The sequence below is a fragment of the Pseudomonas sp. YL2 genome (assembly GCF_023063025.1).
Lineage (GTDB): Bacteria > Pseudomonadota > Gammaproteobacteria > Pseudomonadales > Pseudomonadaceae > Aquipseudomonas > Aquipseudomonas putida_A.
Genome location: NZ_JAJSLU010000005.1, coordinates 26,589 through 43,647 on the forward strand (window position 1 = coordinate 26,589; position 17,059 = coordinate 43,647).

Sequence of the window (17,059 nt, forward strand, 5' to 3'; positions counted from 1 at the left end):
GGCCGGCCCGTCAATCGACGGGCCGGCCTTTTTTATGCCTGGGAGAACGACACATACCTTGGGCTTGAGCGCACCTGTCAGATCTGACAGGTGTGCGCTGCCGTGATCGTTGTTAGCGTCAATCCATCTGCGTCTTCGCCTGTGCAATGTATGTGACTCATGGCTGATCAAGACCTCAGTATCACCCCGCCCTCCATCGCCAAGAGTTCGACGATTGCCACTTTCAGCAAGCGTTTGGTTTGTTCGAGTGATAGCGTCGAAAGCCTGACACAGGCCACGCAAGCCGTCATTGGCGAGCTGGCTTATACACGCACCATGCTGCTTTCACACTCACACCGGTTCACGGCGGTCTGATCAGGTAACGCGTCAGACGAGAAGGACGGGCAGGCCCATGCTATCGTGCCCGCCCGTCCCTTTATCCATTAGCCCAGCATGCTGCCGACTTCCCGTACCCTGCGTTTGTCGTTGTACACCCTGCTGATCATTGCCGGTGCGGCCATCGCCGCGACCCTTGCCATCCGCCACGCCGAACGCCAGGCGATGGAGGAAGACGCGACCCGTGCCAGCCAGCAATTGGCGCTGTATGCCAACTCGTTGCACACCCTGATCGACCGCTATCGCGCCCTGCCCGCCGTGCTGGCGCTGGACCCGCAATTGCGCAGCGCGCTGGCCGGGCCGGTGGGCGCGGAACAACAGAACGCGCTGAATCTGAAGCTGGAGCAGATCAACGGCGCGGCGCAGTCCTCGACCCTCGAGCTGCTTGATCACAGCGGCCTCGCGGTGGCCGCCAGCAACTGGCGCCTGCCGAGCAGTTACGTCGGCCACAACTACGGTTTTCGTCCGTACTTCAGCCAGACCCGCACTCAGGGCAGCGGGCGCTTTTATGCGGTGGGCGTGACCAGCGGCATCCCCGGCTATTTTCTGTCCAGCGCGGTGCTCGGCGACAATGCCGAGTTTCTCGGCGCGATGGTGGTCAAGCTGGAGTTCCCCGAGCTTGAGCGCGAATGGAGCCAGGGCAGCGACACGCTGCTGGTCAGCGATGCACGCGGAATCATCTTCATCGCCAACCAGCCCGGCTGGCGCTATCGCTCGTTGCGGCCACTGGACAGCCGCGACATGGACGAGATCAAGCGCACGCGCCAGTACGACAAACAATCGCTGATCCCGCTGACGCATTTGTCCCTGCGTCACTTCGACGACAACAGCGACCTGCGCCGGGTCGAAGGCCCGGACGGAACGGCGGACTACTTGTGGGAATCGCTGCCGCTGGCCACCGAAGGCTGGACCCTGCACCTGCTGCGCCGCCCGCAAGTAGCCTTCGAAGACTTGCGCAACGCCGGGCTGGCCGCTGCGGGTGTATGGCTGGCGTTGGTGTTTTTGCTGCTGTTCCTCAATCAGCGCTGGCGCCTGTCGAAAGTCCGTCAGCGCAACCGCGAAGAACTCGAACAACTGGTCGAAGAACGCACCCGCGATCTGCGCACCGCGCAGGACGGTCTGGTGCAATCGGCCAAGCTCGCGGCGCTGGGGCAGATGTCCGCCGCACTGGCCCACGAGATCAATCAACCGCTGACCGCGCAACGCATGCAGTTGGCGACGCTGCGCCTGCTGCTCGAACATGGCCGCGTCGATGATGCGTACAAGGCGCTCAAACCGGTGGACGACATGCTCACGCGCATGGCATCGCTCACCGGTCACCTGAAAACCTTCGCCCGCAAAAGCCCCAGCGGCCTGCGCGAACGGCTGGACCTGGCGACCGTGGTCGATCAGTCGCTGCAACTGCTCGATGCGCGCCTACGCGACGAACAGGTCAGTCTGGTGCTGCACCTGACGCGTCCGGCCTGGGTGCGTGGTGATGCAATACGCCTCGAACAGGTGCTGATCAATCTGCTGCGCAATGCCCTCGATGCAATGCAAGGCAAACCGTGCAAGCGCCTGGAAATTCGCCTGGAAGTGGACGAACAACTGTGGCGCCTGAGCGTGATCGACAATGGCGGCGGAATTGCCGAACAACACTTGAATCAGGTGTTCGACCCGTTCTTCACCACCAAACCGGTGGGTGACGGACTCGGCCTCGGGCTGGCGGTATCCTTTGCCATCGTGCATGAATCCGGCGGGCGCCTGAGCGTGGAAAATGGCGAGGCGGGCGCGGTGTTCAGCCTGACCCTGCCGATCGATCTGGAGGCACACATCTGATGCTCAACTCGGTGATGGTGGTCGATGACGAAAGCAGCATTCGCAGCGCTGTGGAGCAATGGCTGAGCCTGTCGGGGTTCGAGGTGCAGCTGTTCAGCCGCGCCGAGGATTGCCTGGCTGCACTGCCCGCGCACTTCCCCGGGGTGATCCTCAGCGATGTGCGCATGCCCGGGCTCAGTGGTTTGCAGTTGTTGGCCGAAGTGCAGCGCCGTGACAGCGATTTGCCGGTGATACTGCTGACCGGTCACGGCGATGTACCGATGGCGGTCGAAGCCATGCGTGACGGCGCCTACGACTTTCTGGAAAAACCGTTCAGCCCGGACACCCTGCTCGGCAGCCTGCGCCGGGCACTCGACAAGCGGCGACTGGTATTGGAAAACCGCGCCCTGCACGAGCAGGCCGACCACCGCGCCAGACTCGATGCGACGCTGCTCGGCGTGTCCCGTGGCATGCAGACCTTGCGTCGGCAAGTGCTGGATCTGGCGGCGCTGCCGGTCAACGTGTTGATCCGCGGCGAAACCGGCAGCGGCAAGGAACTGATCGCCCGCTGCCTGCATGATTTCGGCCCGCGCGCGGACAAGCCCTTTGTGGCGCTGAACTGCGCGGCGATTCCCGAGCAGTTGTTCGAAGCCGAGCTGTTCGGCCATGAAAGTGGCGCGTTCACCGGCGCGTCCGGCAAGCGCATCGGCAAGCTGGAATACGCCGACGGCGGCACGCTGTTTCTCGATGAAATCGAAAGCATGCCGCTGGCTCAGCAAGTGAAATTGCTGCGGGTGTTGCAGGAACAGAAGCTGGAGCGGCTGGGATCGAACCAGAGCATTCGCGTCGATCTGCGGATCGTTGCCGCGACCAAGCCTGATCTGCTGGATGAGGCCCGGGCCGGACGTTTTCGCGAAGACCTGGCGTATCGCCTGAACGTCGCCGAGCTGCGCCTGCCGCCGCTGCGCGATCGCCGCGAAGACATTCCGCTGCTGTTCGAATCGTTCGCCTTCAGCGCTGCCCAGCGTCTGGGCCGCACTTTCCCGCCGTTGAGCGGGGCGCAATTGAGTCACCTGCTCAGCCACGACTGGCCGGGCAACGTGCGTGAACTGGCGAACGTCGCCGAGCGCCAGGTGTTGGGGCTGGATGAGCCGGTGCAGGGCATCGATCCGGGCCAGTCCCTCGCCGCGCAGCAGGAAGCCTTTGAAGCGCAATGCCTGCGCGCGGCGCTGACCCGGCACAAGGGCGATGTGAAAGCGGTGCTGGAAGAGTTGCAACTGCCGCGCCGGACCTTCAATGAAAAGCTGCAGCGGCATGGGTTGAGCCGGGAGATGTTTGTTCCGGGCAGCTGAGTTTTGCAGTGTCTGATCAGGCCTCTTCGCGAGCAAGCCCGCTCCCACAGGGTTTTGTGCTGAACACAGAATGTGTGAACACCACCGACCACTGTGGGAGCGGGCTTGCCCGCGAAGAGGCCCGCAAAGGCAACATTTATCCATCAGCCTGAATGAGCAATTTTCCGCTCACCACAATCCAGCCATAAGCGGATTTCCGCTCATTCAGTCTTTCCGCCCCCTCTAAACCGGCCCTCCCCCCGTTGGCACAGCTCCTGCTATAGCCCCAGCAGGCTGCGTTCCAACGCGCTCCACAAAAACAATTAAACGAAGGATCCTTCAATGGATAACTCCAACGCCCTGCCCCTTGGGTCGGCTGCCGCGCCCGTCAAAGAAAGAACCACCGCCAGCCGGATCAAATCGATCTTCAGCGGCTCGGTCGGCAACATGGTCGAGTGGTACGACTGGTACGTCTACGCCGCTTTCTCGCTGTACTTCGCCAAGACTTTCTTCCCCGCCGGTTCCACCACCGCGCAACTGATGAACACCGCCGCGATCTTCGCCGTGGGTTTCCTGATGCGCCCGATTGGTGGCTGGCTGATGGGCCTCTACGCCGACAAGGTCGGTCGCAAGAAAGCCTTGATGGCCTCGGTCTACCTGATGTGCTTCGGCTCCTTGCTGATCGCCCTCAGCCCCAACTATGAAACCATCGGCATCGGCGCGCCGATCCTGTTGGTCTTCGCCCGCTTGCTGCAAGGTCTGTCGGTCGGCGGCGAGTACGGCACCTCGGCCACCTACCTGTCGGAGATGGCGACCAGGGAGCGTCGCGGCTTCTTCTCCAGCTTCCAGTACGTGACCCTGATCTCCGGCCAGCTGATCGCGCTGGGCGTGCTGATCGTGCTGCAGAACATGCTGACCACCGAACAGCTGTACGCGTGGGGCTGGCGTATTCCGTTCGCCATCGGCGCACTGTGCGCGATCGTTGCCTTGTACCTGCGTCGCGGCATGGAAGAAACCGAATCGTTCACCAAGAAAGAGAAGTCCAAGGAAAGCGCGATGCGCACCTTGATGCGCCACCCGAAAGAACTGCTGACCGTGGTCGGCCTGACCATGGGCGGTACGCTGGCGTTCTACACCTACACCACCTACATGCAGAAATACCTGGTGAATACCGTCGGCATGAGCATCTCCGACTCGACCACCATTTCTGCCGCCACGCTGTTCCTGTTCATGTGCCTGCAACCGATCATCGGTGGTTTGTCCGATAAAATCGGTCGTCGTCCGATCCTGATCGCTTTCGGCGTACTCGGGACGATCTTCACCGTGCCGATCCTGATGACCCTGCACACCATCCAGACCTGGTGGGGCGCGTTCTTCCTGATCATGGCGGCACTGATCATCGTCAGCGGCTACACCTCGATCAACGCCGTGGTGAAAGCCGAACTGTTCCCGACCGAAATCCGCGCGCTGGGCGTCGGCCTGCCGTACGCCTTGACCGTGTCGATCTTCGGCGGTACCGCCGAATACATCGCACTGTGGTTCAAGAGCATCGGCATGGAAACCGGTTACTACTGGTACGTGACCGCGTGCATCGCGGTGTCGCTGCTGGTGTACATCACCATGAAAGACACGCAGAAACACTCGCGGATCGTGACTGACTGAGGAATGAGACAGTTCAGCCATTGTGATGGTGGCTGTTATGGCCTCATCGCGAGCAGGCTCACTCCTACATTGATTGGTGTACGCCGCCCTTTGTAGGAGTGAGCCTGCTCGCGATTGGGGCGACTCGGTATCAGCTCAACTCGGCAACCGGCGGCTTGCCATAACGCTTCTGCGCATACGACGCGCCAACAATCATCACCAGCAGAATCCCCGCCAGCACCGCCGACGAGCCGATGGTGCCGAAGTCCAGACCGCCCTTTTCATGGGGCTTGGTCATCAAATCGCCCAAGGTCGCACCGAACGGCCGGGTCAGCACGAACGCCACCCAGAACAACAGCACCGACGAAATCTTCGTGAAGTATTTGAGCGCCACGACCACGGCAATGGTCGAGCCGATCAGCAGCGCGCCACCGGCAAAACCCAGGCCCGAATCATCGGCCAGGTAGTCACCGAGCGCCGTGCCCAGGGTGTTGGAAAAAAGAATCGCCATCCAGTAGAACATCTCGCCACGGAAGGTCTGCACCTTGCTGACGTTCAACGAGTCGCCGCTCAGGCGCCAAGCCGTGAAGATCGCCAGCAGAATCGCAATCAGGATCATCGACCCGGTGGCGTAGCCCAGTTCAAGGGTACGATCCATGAAGTCGGACATGGTGGTGCCGGCGGTGCTGGTCGACAGAATCACGATCCAGTACAGCAGCGGCTTGTAGGTCTTGGCCATCAGTTGGCTGATCAGCGTCAGCACGAACACGCTGATCAGGATCAGCGAGCTGAGGGCGTACCCGACGTTGAGGGTCATCGACAGCAAGTCCCCCGCGGTTTCCCCCAGGGTCGTCGCGCAGATTTTCATGACCCAGAACGCCAGGGTGATTTGAGGCAGTTTGTTCATCGCAAGCAAAGCTCCAGTGTGGGACGGCCGCTTCTTGGTTTTCTGGCCGTGGGCAGACTGGCGTCGCACCGGTGAAAAACCGGTCGGCAACAGATGAAAAATCCGTCATATCGCGAAAATCAGCGATTAATCCCCCATTAATGCTGCCCCGGCATCCTGCCACTACCTGATCGATGACCCGCGCGGCGTTCGCTCCCGACAGTGGAAGCCCATTCAATGCGCCGCCCTTAATATCAAGTTAATCGATTGTTTTTAGCATTTATTTGCGCTTTTTTATCAATTTAGTTGGCGTAGCATTAAACCCATGCAAGACACACCCGCCAACGAATCTGGAGTCACTCACATGAAAACCAAACTGATCCTCGCCCTGACCCTGTCCGTACTGGCCGCCAACACCTTCGCTGCCGATGGCTCGGACAAAACCAAATCGGCCGACTTCATCTCCGGCGGCACCGCTGCCATCGAAAACAGCCACTCGGGCACTTACGCCGCTGACGGTTTCGATAAAACCAACATCGGCAAAACCGTGGCCGCCGATGGTTTCGACAAGACCGGTACTGCTGCAGCCATCAGCTGATTATCAGCAGCGCTTCCACAGCCCGGCTCCGGCCGGGCTTAGTCATTTCTGAAATCCACACAATTCCCCTGTAGGAGCTGCCACAGGCTGCGATCTTTTGATCTTGATCTTGAAAAACAGAATCAAAAGATCGCAGCCTGCGGCAGCTCCTACAGAGGAATCAGCGTCTGGCTGGAAATATGCGGGGCGTCCTTGCACTATGGCTGCAACCAAACGCAGCCTCAGGAACTCATTCACCATGTCCGATGACATCCACTTCTACGAACCCGCCAACGGCCACGGCCTGCCCCACGATCCGTTCAACGCCATCGTCGGCCCGCGTCCCATCGGCTGGATTTCTTCGCAGGATGCCGACGGCCAGCTGAATCTTGCGCCTTACAGTTTCTTCAACGCGTTCAACTACATTCCGCCGATCATTGGTTTTTCCAGCATCGGGCGCAAAGACAGCCTGAACAACATCGAGCAGACCGGCGAGTTCGCCTGGAACCTCGCCACTCGCCCGTTGGCCGAGCAGATGAACCAGAGCTGCGCGATGGTCGCGCCTGAAGTCAACGAGTTTGAATTGGCCGGGCTGACGCCGGTGGCGTCGAAGGTGATTGCGGTACCACGGGTAGCAGAAAGCCCGGTGTCCTTCGAGTGCAAGGTCACGCAGATCATTCAGTTGCAGCGCGCCGATGGCGAAACCGTACCGAGCTGGCTGATTCTCGGCGAAGTGGTCGCCGTGCATATCGCCAAATGGCTGTTGAAGGACGGGATCTACGACACCGCCGCGGCAGAACCGATTCTGCGCGGCGGCGGGCCGGCGGATTATTTCCAGTTGGGGCCTGAAGCCCTGTTCAAGATGTGGCGCCCGGGGGCGGGCAAGTAAGCGCAGTTACCAGATCAGCTCGGCGTCATCAGTGACGCCCTTGAGGCGGTCCAGCTCATTGATGGCAGCCTCATCGGCAGCGATGGCACCGGGGAAAACCTGATCACCCAGCAGTTTGTGGAAGCGAGGCGCACCGCCATCGACCAGGGCCTTGACCGCGATTGCCGCGTGGTAACCCTTGTTGCCGCCCAACTCGACGGGGACGACTGCGGAGACTGCTTCGAAGTGTTCGAACTCTTTACGTGCCATGGCACACATCCTGGCTCAGATGAATAAGCCGGACATTAAACCCTCAACCGGCGAGTTTGTGTATCGGTGCCGGGCATTGTCCGAGCGCCTGCGCCGCCGACACTTCTTTGAAGGTGTGGAAATCCAGGCTGTTGACCACCAGATCCTGAACCAATTCGGCAAAGATCTGCATCGACGGGCTGTTGAAATACGCGGTCATTGCCTGTTGATGGCTCCAGAAACCGGAGACCAGCCACAGCTCCGGATCGCATTGCGAATGCTGCAGGGCAAAGTTCAGGCAACCGGGGGCGTTGCGTGACGGTTCGATCAAGGAACTGAGGCGTACACCCAGTTCGGCGGAGCGTCCGGCGCGCGCTCGAACGAAGGCCATATGACTGACGGGAATCTGCTTGGACATGTTCAACCCTCCCAGGGAGTCGCGTGGCAGCCGGGGGACGGGCTGCGACAGGATCAAAGGTTAAGGGCCGGGCGCAAGGTGCCGTTAGTCGATTCCTGCCGCTGCGTTGCACAATCCTGCGAGACTGCACACAAAGCTCGTAACAACCTGCAAAACAGCGTCACACCACTGTCATACGGCGTTTCAAGCAAGTTTTCCGCCCTGCATCCTGCTATGACTGGGCACGCCGGCAATGCAATGCAGAATCAGGCAAGCATTTGACAGGATGTGTCTACCGCTGGCGCTTGCACAAACATATGCTCTGCCCCATTCCAGATTCCTTGCCGAGGATGCCGTGCATGACGTCATTCGATCGTTTCCAGTCTCCGCCCGATGCCGACATGGAAAAACAGCGTGCAGAACTCGCGGCGATCATTCGCCGCAATACCACCGACGACGGCAGTTATCAGACCGCCATCGGCTCGCTGTTCATGTCGCGCCATACCCAGTCCCATGACTTCGCCCCGGTGCTGGCGCAACCGGCGCTGTGCATCATGGCCCAGGGCCGCAAAGAGGTGCGCCTGGCGGATGAGTTCTTCAATTACGACCCGCTGAATTATCTGGTGGTCTCGGTCTCGATGCCGCTCAGCGGGCGGGTAGTGAATGTCTCGCCGGAGGATCCGATTCTCGCCGTGCGCCTGGACATCGACCCCGCGGAAATCACTGCACTGATCGCCGACGCTGGGCCGATGGGCGTGCCGACCCGACCGACCGGGCGCGGCCTGTATGTGGAAAAGATCGACAGCGCGATGCTCGACGCGGTGTTGCGTCTGGCGCGACTGCTGGATGCGCCGAAAGACATCGCCATGCTCGCGCCACTGATTCGCCGGGAGATTCTCTATCGCCTGCTGCGCAGTCCGCAGGGCCATCGCTTGTATGAAATCGCGATTGCCAACAGCCAGAGCCACCGCATCAGCCAGGCGATCAAATGGCTCAACGGCAACTTCGAACAGCCGCTGCGCATCGATGATCTGGCGAAAGAAGTGAACCTCAGCGTCTCGACCCTGCATCACCGTTTCAAGGCGATGACGGCGATGAGTCCGTTGCAGTACCAGAAGCAGCTACGCCTGCAAGAGGCGCGGCGCCTGATGCTGGCCGAAGGGCTGGAAGCGTCGGCGGCGGGCTATCGCGTGGGTTACGAAAGCCCGTCGCAGTTCAGCCGCGAGTACAGCCGCTTGTTTGGTGCACCGCCGTTAAGGGATCTGGCGCGGTTGCGGCAGTCGGTCTGATCCGGCATCTGCGGTGAGGCTTATGGCCCTATCGCGAGCAGGCTCACTCCTACAGTTGGAATGCGTTCACCTGTAGGAGTGAGCCTGCTCGCGATGGCATCGGCAAGATCACCATCAAATCCTGATCAAGCCCCCAACACCCGACACGCCTCGCTCGGCAACGTCACCGACACCGGATGCCCGATCCCCAAACCGATCCCCTGACACGGCGTACTCAACGCGGTGAACGTCACCCCGGAACACTCCACCGTGGTCTCGATGGTCGCGCCGATATCGCGCACGAACGTCACCTTGCCGAGCAAGCGATTGCCCGCCGTGGCTTGTGGCGCGGACAGTTGGAGGTCCTCCGGGCGAATCAGCATCTTCACCTTCTGCCCTGCCTCGATGCTGCTGCAGATCGGCACTTGCAGCGCATCACCGCCCGGCAAACTGACCTTGCCGTCACCCAGCGCCGTGGCCGGAAAAATGTTGCCCGAACCGATGAAGTCGGCAACGAACTCGTTGGCCGGATGCCGATAGATTTCGATCGGCGTGCCCACCTGCTGCACCTTGTGCTCGCCCAGCACCACGACGATGTCGGCCATGGTCATGGCTTCGCGCTGATCGTGGGTGACCATGATCGTGGTGATGTTCAAGCGCTGTTGCAACTGGCGGATTTCCACCTGCATCGACTCGCGGAGCTTGGCGTCCAGCGCCGACAGCGGTTCGTCGAGCAGGAGGATTTTCGGCCGCGAGGCGATGGCCCGGGCAATCGCCACCCGCTGCCGTTGCCCGCCGGAGAGTTTCGCCACCGGCCGGTCGATCATCGCCTGCAACTGGATCAACTCCAGCAATTCCACCACCCGCGCCAGTTGCTCGGCCTTGCTCACGCCGCGCAGTTTCAGCGGGTAGGCGATGTTCTCGCCGACAGTCATGTGCGGGAACAGCGCCAGCGACTGGAACACCATGCCGAAGTTGCGCAGGTGCGCCGGGGTGTGGCCGATGTTCTCGCCATCCAGGCGAATCTCGCCGCCGGTCAGGGTTTCCAGCCCGGCGATCATCCGCAGCAAGGTGGTTTTGCCGCAGCCCGACGGGCCGAGAAAACACACCAGTTGGCCTTCCGGCAAATGCAGGTTGACGTCCTGTACCGCGCAAGCCGAGCCGTAGAATTTCTCGACGTTTTCCAGAATCAGACCAGTCATGTTGCACCTCAAATCAAAAGGAAACGCCGCCCTCGCCCACCAGCTTCTCCAGCGCCCAGATCAGGACGAAGTCGATCAGCACGATCAGCACGGCAAACGAGAACACGGTAGGGTCGAGCGATGACACGGTGCGGCTGTACATCCAGATCGGCACGGTCATGACGTCGATGGTGTAGAGGAAATAGGTCACGGTGAATTCGTTGAACGAGACGATGAACGCCAGCAGCATCCCCGCCAGAATCCCCGACTTCATCAGCGGCACCACCACGTCGACAATCGCCCGCAGCGGTGAGGCGCCGAGCATCCGCGCCGCCTCTTCGACTTCACTGCCGATGGAGAGCATGGCGGCGGTGCAGTTTTTCACCACGAACGGCAGCGCCAGAATCACGTGGGCAATCACTAGCCGCGAAGTGGTCAGGTGGAACGGCAGGCTGTCGAACACCAGCAGCAAGGCCAGGCCCAACACCACCATCGGGAACACCAGCGGCAGCGACATCAGTTGCAGCGCCAGGGCTTTGCCACGGAACTCGCAACGGGTCAGCGCATAAGCCGCTGGCACCGCGATCAACGTGGCGAAAACCATGGTCAGACACGACACCAGCAGGCTGGTGGCCATGGCCTGACCGAGGCTCAGCACGTCGCTGGCGTCTGGCGAGACGAAGGTGTGCCAGGCCGCCTTGTACCACTGCAGGCTGTAGCTGCTCGGCGGGAAGTCGAGGTTCGACGCACCGCTGAACGACATGACGATCATGGTCAGGATCGGCAACACCGCCAGCAGCAGAATGAACCCGGAGAGGATCCCGGCGAACTTGCCGGTGTCGCCAGGCAGCAGCGCCATGCGCTTGTTGGTCAGGGTACTCATTGCGAAGCCTCCAGCAGACGCCGACGACGGCCGGTGATGTATTCAGACAGCGTCATGATCGCCAGCGTGGTGACGATCAGCACCACCCCGGCAGCGGATGCCGCGGGCCAGTTCATCAGCGGCGCGATCTGGTCATGCACCATCACCGCGAGCATCGGCACACGGCGGCCACCGAGCAGCAACGGCACGACAAAACTGCTGGCGTTGTAGGCGAACACCAGCGTCGCCCCGGTGATGATCCCCGGCAGACTCATCGGCAACACCACCTGACGGAACACCTGAAAACGACTGGCGCCCAGTGTCGCCGCCGCCTCTTCGTAGGTACGCGCAACACCACGCATGGCGCTGGCAATCGGCAGCACGGCCAAAGGAAACGCGGTCTGCACCAGCCCCATCAGCACGCCGTTCTGGTTGTACAGCAGCATGATCGGACGCTTGATCAGGCCCAGGCCCATCAGCGTCTGGTTGAGCATCCCGCCCGGGCCAAGAATCACCAGCCAGCCGTAGCTTTGCAGCAGGAGGTTGACCAGCAGCGGCAGCAACACTGCGGCAAGGAAGATCCGCCGCACGAACGGCGAGGTCAGCCGTGACATGGTGTACGCCACCGGGATCGCCAGCAGCACCGCGATCACTGCACTGATCAGCGCCAGACGCAGGGTCAGCAGCAGGGACTTGAGATAATAGGGTTCGAGCAATTGCGCGTAGCTGGCGAGGCTGAACCCGCTCCATTCCGCGCCTTTAGTGCCGACGCTCATGCGCAGCACCAGCAGGCTGGCGGCGATCAGCACGCCGAGAAACAGCATCGACGGCGTGAGGAAAAACCACGCCCGGGCGGTCGGCGAAATACCGCGCGCCGGGCGCACGTCAGCGGCGCCAACCGGTTGGGTCAGGGATTGATGTTCCATAGCAATGATCTCGTCAATGGAAAGCTAATCTCGCAAACACCTCAATCTCCTGTGGGAGCGGGCTTGCTCGCGAAAGCGGTGGTTCAGTCAGCAACAATGTCGACTGACAGATTGCATTCGCGAGCAAGCCCGCTCCCACATTTGATTTGTGGCGCTCTCAGGGCCTGTGCTCGGCTCTCGGTCAGGAAGAAAAAATTTCCGTATAGCGACGAATCCATTGGTCATGCACGGTCGCCAGGAAGGCGTTGTCGTGCATGATCGCCTTCTCGGCAATCTGCTCCGGCGTGAGGATGTACGGACTCTTGCGCGCTTCGGCTGAGATGATCGCCTTGGCGTTGACCGGGCCGTTGAAGATGTCTTCGGCCATCTTGCCCTGCACCAGCGGGTCGAGAGAGTGGTCGATGAAGGCGTAGGCCAGGTCGGTGTCGCCCGGACGGTTCTTCGGCATCACCGAGAGCATCAGGTCAGTGTAGAAACCTTCCTTCATGCCGAACGTGGCACCGAGACCGTAGTTCGGATCGCGGATCTGCTTGGGGAAGAATGCCGGGGCGTACAGCCCACCCATGTCCAACGACCCGGTGCGGAACAGTTCGGCGATCTGGTTCGGATTCTCGCCGAGGGTGACCACACGCTCCTTCAGCTCGGCGAGTTTCTTGAAGCCCGGCTCGATGTTGTGTTCGTCACCGCCGGCCAGTTTCGCGGCGATGATGATCAGGTCCATGGCCTCGGTCCAGTTCGGCGGCGGCAGGAAAATGTTCGGCGCCAGATCGGCATCCCACAGCGCGGCATAACTGTCCGGTGCCTGTTTGAGGGTGCGGGTGCTGTAGACCAGACTGTTGCACCACAGCAGGTAACCGATGCCGTGCCCGTTGGCGCCGGTGCGGTATTTTTCCGGTACGTCGATCAGGTTTGGAATCCGGTTGAGGTCGGGTTTTTCCAGCAGCCCGGCGGCGGCCAGACCTTCGGCGCCGACCCCGGCCAGGGTGATGATGTCGTACTGCGGACGGTCACCGCCGGCCTTGAGTTTGGCGACCATTTCCGAGGTGCTGCCGGTGCGGTCGGCGATGACCTTGGCGCCGGTCTTGGCCTCGAAGGTGGCGGCGATGTTGCGCAGTGCGGCAAGGCCGGTGTCATCCGACCAGGTCAGCAAACGCAGGGTCTTGCCGGCGAATCGCGTGTCGCTGGCGCTGGCCCGGATGAAGGGCATGCTCAGGGCCGCCGCCGCTACCGAGGCGACGCCGACGGTTTTAATGAATTGACGCCTGTTCAGATCATGCTCGCCCATGAAGGACTCCCTTTGTTCTTTTAAGTATGAGGTTGGTCGCAACCGTTGCATCCGCGCGGCCGGATCCGCTGCAGGCCTTGTATTAAAAGGCCTGCAGCGCTGCCGACGGGTTCATCCTGAGGTCGTGCAATACACCTGACTATCGATAAAAACTCATCGAAGCCATGACACCGACGCATGCCTCGTTGCGAGGCATGCACTCACCGTTTTCGGGCGTTCAGAGCGCCCGGATCACGTGTTTGATTTCCTGAAACGCGGCCAGGCCCCACGGCCCCAATTCGCGGCCGATGCTGCTCTGCTTGTAGCCGCCCCACGCCGTCTGCGGGAAGATCACTTGCGGCGCGTTGAGCCATACAAGCCCCGCCTGCAGGGCATTGGCGACCCGGTCGGCGGTCTCGGCGTTACGCGTCACCACACTGGCGACCAGCCCGAACTGGCTGTCGTTGGCCAGGGCAATCGCCTCGGCTTCGCTGCTGAAACTGCGCACGCAGAGCACCGGGCCGAAAATCTCTTCACACCACAACGCACTGTCGAGGGGCACGTCGGTGAACACTGTCGGCTGCAAAAAATAGCCGCGCGGCAGATCCGCCGGACGATTACCGCCGCACACCAGCTTCGCCCCGGCACTCAAACCGCGGTCGATGTGGCCGAGCACGCGCTGGTATTGCGCCTGATTGACCAGCGCGCCCATCTCCACGTCCGGGTCGAACGGATCGGCCACGCGAATCGCTTGCGCGCGCTTTTGCAGACGCTCAAGAAATTCATCGGCCAGCTCATCGGCGACCAGCACCCGGCTGGTGGCCGAGCACATCTGCCCGGCGTTGAAGAAACCGCCGCCGCAGGCCAGTTCCACCGCCAGTTCCAATTCGGCATCTTCAAGCACCAGCAGCGAAGATTTGCCGCCCAGTTCCAGGCTCACGCCCTTCACCGTTTCGGCGGCACGCTGCATTACTTGCACACCGACGGCGTTGCTGCCGGTGAAGGAAATCTTGGCGATGCGCGGGTCCGCCGACAGCGGCGCACCGACCGCCAGACCGGTGCCGCAAACCAGGTTGAACACACCGTCGGGCAAGCCGGACTCGGCAATGATCGCCGCCAGTTCCAGCTCCGGCAGCGGCGTGACTTCCGACGGTTTGAGCACCACGCAGCAGCCGGCGGCCAAGGCCGGGGCGAGCTTCCACGCGGTGGTGACCATCGGGAAATTCCACGGTACGATCAGCCCGACCACACCGCACGGCTCACGGCGCAGACGTGCGCTGAAATCGTCGCTGGGCAGCGCCACGTTACTGTCGAGTTGTGCATCGAGGCCTTCGGCCAATTCGGCGTAATACTCGAAAGTGGCGATCACATCATCGACGTCGATCGCCGCTTCGAATTGCGGTTTGCCGTTGTTGCTCGACTGCAGCTTCATTAGATGATCGCGACCGTTGCGCACGCCGTTGGCGATGTTGCGCAGAATCGCGCCACGCTCGGCCCCAGTGGTTTTCGACCAGCGCTTGAACGCTTCAGTGGCGGCGCTGACGGCCAGATCAACCGCGCGTTCATCGCCGCCATTGACCGTGGTCAGCAGCGCTTCGGTGGCCGGGTTGATCACCCGCAGATGCTCACGCCCGGCCGACCATTGACCGTTGATATACAGACCATCGAGTGTGGTTGGGAAATTGATCATCGGGCCACCGCCTGCATCCATTGGCTCTGGTCGATCTCGATCAGGGTCGGGCCCTGACGATCGGTGGCGGCACGCAGCGCGCCGCGCAATTGTTCAACCGAACTGATCGCTTCGGCGGCGCAGCCAAGGGCCTTGGCCACACCAATGAAATCCGGAGTGTAGATGTCGACGCCGACCGGTTCGATGGCGCGGTTGACCATGTACTTCTTGATCTCTTCGTAGCCCTGGTTATTCCACAGCAGGACGATTACCGGCGTGTGCGCTTCAACCGCGCTGGCCAGTTCCGGCAGGGTGAACTGCAAGCCGCCGTCGCCGATCAGGCACACCACTGGCGGACGAGCGCCGTCCTCAATGCCGCCACCGAGCCACGCGCCAATCGCCGCCGGCAAGGCGTAACCGAGGGTGCCGTAACCGGTGGACGAGTTGAACCAGCGCCGTGGACGTTCCGGGTTGAACGTGAGGTTGCCGGTGTACACCGGTTGTGTGGAATCGCCGACGAATACTGCGTCCGGCAACTCGTGCAGCACGGTTTCCAGAAAACGGGTCTGGGCCAGGGTTGGCGCATCCCAGGTCGCGGCCAGCTCATCGCGCAGACGTGCTGCCCGCACCTGACCCCAATCATTGCGCCGCTCGGCCAGCGCCTGCTGCGACAGTGCGCCGAGCAGCCCTTGTGCGGCGTTGCGCGAGTCGGCGACCAAGGCCACGTGCGGCGGATAGTTGCGCACGGTCTGATCGGCGTCGATGTCGATGCGCAGCAACTTGCCGGGGATTTCAAAGCCGCCGGCGAAGGTCACGTCGTAATCGGTTTCGGCCAGTTCGGTACCGATCGCCAGCACCACGTCGGCATCGGCCACCAGTGCGCGAGTGGCGACCAGGCTTTGCGTCGAGCCGATCAGCAGCGGATGGCTGGAGGGCAACATGCCTTTGGCGTTGATGGTCAGCGCCACCGGGGCGTCGAGCAGCTCGGCCAGCTCAGTCAGTTCGGCGGCGGCATCGATGGCACCGCCACCGGCGAGAATCAGCGGACGCCGAGCGCCGGCCAGCAACTCAGCCATGCGCCGTACTGCAGCCGGTGCAGCCCCGGCGCGGTCGATGTGCACCGGAACGCTGGCGAGCAGCTCATCAGCCTCTTCTACCAAAACATCCAGCGGAATCTCGATGTGCACCGGACGCGGACGCCCGGCCTGAAACAGTGCGAAAGCACGGGCCAGCACGCCGGGCAATTCCGCCGCCGACATCAGGGTGTGGGAGAACGCCGCGACGCCGCCGACCAGCGCGCTCTGGTTCGGCAACTCATGGAGTTTGCCGCGACCGCCACCCAACTGGCTGCGGGTCTGCACGCTGGAGATCACCAGCATCGGGATCGAGTCGGCGTAGGCCTGGCCCATCGCGGTGGTGATGTTGGTCATGCCCGGGCCGGTGATGATGAAGCACACACCCGGTTTGCCGCTGGTGCGCGCATAGCCGTCAGCCATGAATCCGGCGCCCTGCTCGTGCCGTGGAGTGACGTGGTTGATGCTCGAACGGGCCAGCCCGCGATACAGTTCCACGGTGTGCACCCCGGGGATGCCGAACACCTGCTCGACCCCGTAATCCTCGAGTAACTTGACCAGTACTTCGCCACACGTCGCCATGTCGATTGCCCTTCTTGTTCGTTTGAGACACCGAGCTCCTGGTGGGAGCGGGCTTGCTCGCGAAGGCGGTGTGCCAGCCAACATCAATGGGGATGACACACCGCATTCGCGGG

The 17,059-nt window shown here is 61.8% G+C and carries 16 protein-coding genes; 7 read left to right on the top strand and 9 right to left on the bottom strand.

The features are described 5' to 3' along the window. The first annotated feature begins 159 nt into the window (after positions 1-159). From LVD08_RS09360 to LVD08_RS09375, 4 genes are all read left to right on the top strand, one after another. The gene (locus LVD08_RS09360) at positions 160-354 is read left to right on the top strand and encodes a hypothetical protein (RefSeq protein ID WP_103367404.1); all 195 of its coding nucleotides are present in this window, start codon (positions 160-162) and stop codon (positions 352-354) included. Positions 355-432: 78 nt separating this feature from the next. After that, positions 433-2,193, top strand: a complete 1,761-nt coding sequence (locus LVD08_RS09365; RefSeq protein WP_247267993.1) for an ATP-binding protein — start codon at positions 433-435, stop codon at positions 2,191-2,193. Then, positions 2,193-3,524 carry a sigma-54-dependent transcriptional regulator gene (locus LVD08_RS09370; protein WP_247267994.1) on the top strand — a complete coding sequence of 444 codons (1,332 nt, stop codon included), beginning with the start codon at positions 2,193-2,195 and terminating at the stop codon, positions 3,522-3,524. The genes LVD08_RS09365 and LVD08_RS09370 overlap by 1 nt, the downstream gene beginning before the upstream one ends. Positions 3,525-3,845: 321 nt before the next feature. Continuing rightward, on the top strand, positions 3,846-5,165 hold the full coding sequence (locus LVD08_RS09375) for an MFS transporter (RefSeq protein WP_247267995.1): 1,320 nt from the start codon (positions 3,846-3,848) through the stop codon (positions 5,163-5,165). Positions 5,166-5,295: 130 nt separating this feature from the next. Here LVD08_RS09375 and LVD08_RS09380 read toward each other — a convergent pair whose 3' ends face one another. Further along, entirely contained in the window at positions 5,296-6,051 is a 756-nt protein-coding gene (locus LVD08_RS09380; RefSeq protein WP_247267996.1) for a COG4705 family protein, read from the bottom strand. Positions 6,052-6,394: 343 nt separating this feature from the next. Here LVD08_RS09380 and LVD08_RS09385 point away from each other — a divergent pair, with 343 nt between their 5' ends. Both LVD08_RS09385 and LVD08_RS09390 read left to right on the top strand, forming a co-directional pair. After that, positions 6,395-6,628, top strand: coding sequence for a hypothetical protein (locus LVD08_RS09385; RefSeq protein WP_247267997.1), 234 nt, complete (start codon positions 6,395-6,397; stop codon positions 6,626-6,628). A 238-nt stretch (positions 6,629-6,866) separates the two neighbouring features. Then, entirely contained in the window at positions 6,867-7,496 is a 630-nt protein-coding gene (locus LVD08_RS09390; RefSeq protein WP_183784048.1) for a flavin reductase family protein, read from the top strand. Positions 7,497-7,502: 6 nt separating this feature from the next. Here LVD08_RS09390 and LVD08_RS09395 read toward each other — a convergent pair whose 3' ends face one another. Both LVD08_RS09395 and LVD08_RS09400 read right to left on the bottom strand, forming a co-directional pair. Continuing rightward, positions 7,503-7,745: a hypothetical protein gene (locus LVD08_RS09395; protein WP_007965872.1), complete on the bottom strand. Its 243-nt coding sequence runs from the start codon at positions 7,743-7,745 to the stop codon at positions 7,503-7,505. A 43-nt stretch (positions 7,746-7,788) separates the two neighbouring features. Next, on the bottom strand, positions 7,789-8,142 hold the full coding sequence (locus LVD08_RS09400; protein WP_247267998.1) for an antibiotic biosynthesis monooxygenase family protein: 354 nt from the start codon (positions 8,140-8,142) through the stop codon (positions 7,789-7,791). A 338-nt stretch (positions 8,143-8,480) separates the two neighbouring features. Here LVD08_RS09400 and LVD08_RS09405 point away from each other — a divergent pair, with 338 nt between their 5' ends. After that, complete coding sequence (locus LVD08_RS09405) at positions 8,481-9,410, top strand: AraC family transcriptional regulator (protein ID WP_027612494.1); 930 nt, start codon at positions 8,481-8,483, stop codon at positions 9,408-9,410. A gap of 125 nt (positions 9,411-9,535) precedes the next feature. Here the strand turns inward: LVD08_RS09405 and LVD08_RS09410 are convergent, their stop codons facing one another. From LVD08_RS09410 to LVD08_RS09435, 6 genes are all read right to left on the bottom strand, one after another. After that, a complete protein-coding gene (locus LVD08_RS09410) occupies positions 9,536-10,591 on the bottom strand; it encodes an ABC transporter ATP-binding protein (protein ID WP_247267999.1) in 1,056 nt (351 codons plus the stop codon). Between the two features lie 13 nt (positions 10,592-10,604). Next, positions 10,605-11,453 (bottom strand): ABC transporter permease, encoded by an 849-nt coding sequence (locus LVD08_RS09415; protein ID WP_247268000.1) that lies wholly within the window; start codon positions 11,451-11,453, stop codon positions 10,605-10,607. After that, positions 11,450-12,358: an ABC transporter permease gene (locus LVD08_RS09420; RefSeq protein WP_025111659.1), complete on the bottom strand. Its 909-nt coding sequence runs from the start codon at positions 12,356-12,358 to the stop codon at positions 11,450-11,452. Before LVD08_RS09420 ends, LVD08_RS09415 begins: the two co-directional genes overlap by 4 nt. Positions 12,359-12,539: 181 nt before the next feature. Then, positions 12,540-13,643: an ABC transporter substrate-binding protein gene (locus LVD08_RS09425; RefSeq protein WP_123588622.1), complete on the bottom strand. Its 1,104-nt coding sequence runs from the start codon at positions 13,641-13,643 to the stop codon at positions 12,540-12,542. A 217-nt stretch (positions 13,644-13,860) separates the two neighbouring features. After that, positions 13,861-15,312 carry an aldehyde dehydrogenase family protein gene (locus tag LVD08_RS09430; RefSeq protein WP_247268001.1) on the bottom strand — a complete coding sequence of 484 codons (1,452 nt, stop codon included), beginning with the start codon at positions 15,310-15,312 and terminating at the stop codon, positions 13,861-13,863. Continuing rightward, positions 15,309-16,946, bottom strand: coding sequence for a 5-guanidino-2-oxopentanoate decarboxylase (locus LVD08_RS09435; RefSeq protein ID WP_247268002.1), 1,638 nt, complete (start codon positions 16,944-16,946; stop codon positions 15,309-15,311). Before LVD08_RS09435 ends, LVD08_RS09430 begins: the two co-directional genes overlap by 4 nt. Positions 16,947-17,059 lie beyond the last annotated feature (113 nt).

Bases quoted from the DNA above. Each gene is read 5' to 3' on its own strand.
- LVD08_RS09410 (WP_247267999.1), bottom strand. From the start codon at position 10,591: ATGACTGGTCTGATTCTGGAAAACGTCGAGAAATTCTACGGCTCGGCT.
- LVD08_RS09360 (WP_103367404.1), top strand. From the start codon at position 160: ATGGCTGATCAAGACCTCAGTATCACCCCGCCCTCCATCGCCAAGAGT.
- LVD08_RS09405 (WP_027612494.1), top strand. From the start codon at position 8,481: ATGACGTCATTCGATCGTTTCCAGTCTCCGCCCGATGCCGACATGGAA.
- LVD08_RS09435 (WP_247268002.1), bottom strand. From the start codon at position 16,946: ATGGCGACGTGTGGCGAAGTACTGGTCAAGTTACTCGAGGATTACGGG.
- LVD08_RS09365 (WP_247267993.1), top strand. From the start codon at position 433: ATGCTGCCGACTTCCCGTACCCTGCGTTTGTCGTTGTACACCCTGCTG.
- LVD08_RS09420 (WP_025111659.1), bottom strand. From the start codon at position 12,358: ATGGAACATCAATCCCTGACCCAACCGGTTGGCGCCGCTGACGTGCGC.
- LVD08_RS09430 (WP_247268001.1), bottom strand. From the start codon at position 15,312: ATGATCAATTTCCCAACCACACTCGATGGTCTGTATATCAACGGTCAA.
- LVD08_RS09390 (WP_183784048.1), top strand. From the start codon at position 6,867: ATGTCCGATGACATCCACTTCTACGAACCCGCCAACGGCCACGGCCTG.
- LVD08_RS09375 (WP_247267995.1), top strand. From the start codon at position 3,846: ATGGATAACTCCAACGCCCTGCCCCTTGGGTCGGCTGCCGCGCCCGTC.
- LVD08_RS09400 (WP_247267998.1), bottom strand. From the start codon at position 8,142: ATGTCCAAGCAGATTCCCGTCAGTCATATGGCCTTCGTTCGAGCGCGC.
- LVD08_RS09380 (WP_247267996.1), bottom strand. From the start codon at position 6,051: ATGAACAAACTGCCTCAAATCACCCTGGCGTTCTGGGTCATGAAAATC.
- LVD08_RS09370 (WP_247267994.1), top strand. From the start codon at position 2,193: ATGCTCAACTCGGTGATGGTGGTCGATGACGAAAGCAGCATTCGCAGC.
- LVD08_RS09415 (WP_247268000.1), bottom strand. From the start codon at position 11,453: ATGAGTACCCTGACCAACAAGCGCATGGCGCTGCTGCCTGGCGACACC.
- LVD08_RS09385 (WP_247267997.1), top strand. From the start codon at position 6,395: ATGAAAACCAAACTGATCCTCGCCCTGACCCTGTCCGTACTGGCCGCC.
- LVD08_RS09425 (WP_123588622.1), bottom strand. From the start codon at position 13,643: ATGGGCGAGCATGATCTGAACAGGCGTCAATTCATTAAAACCGTCGGC.
- LVD08_RS09395 (WP_007965872.1), bottom strand. From the start codon at position 7,745: ATGGCACGTAAAGAGTTCGAACACTTCGAAGCAGTCTCCGCAGTCGTC.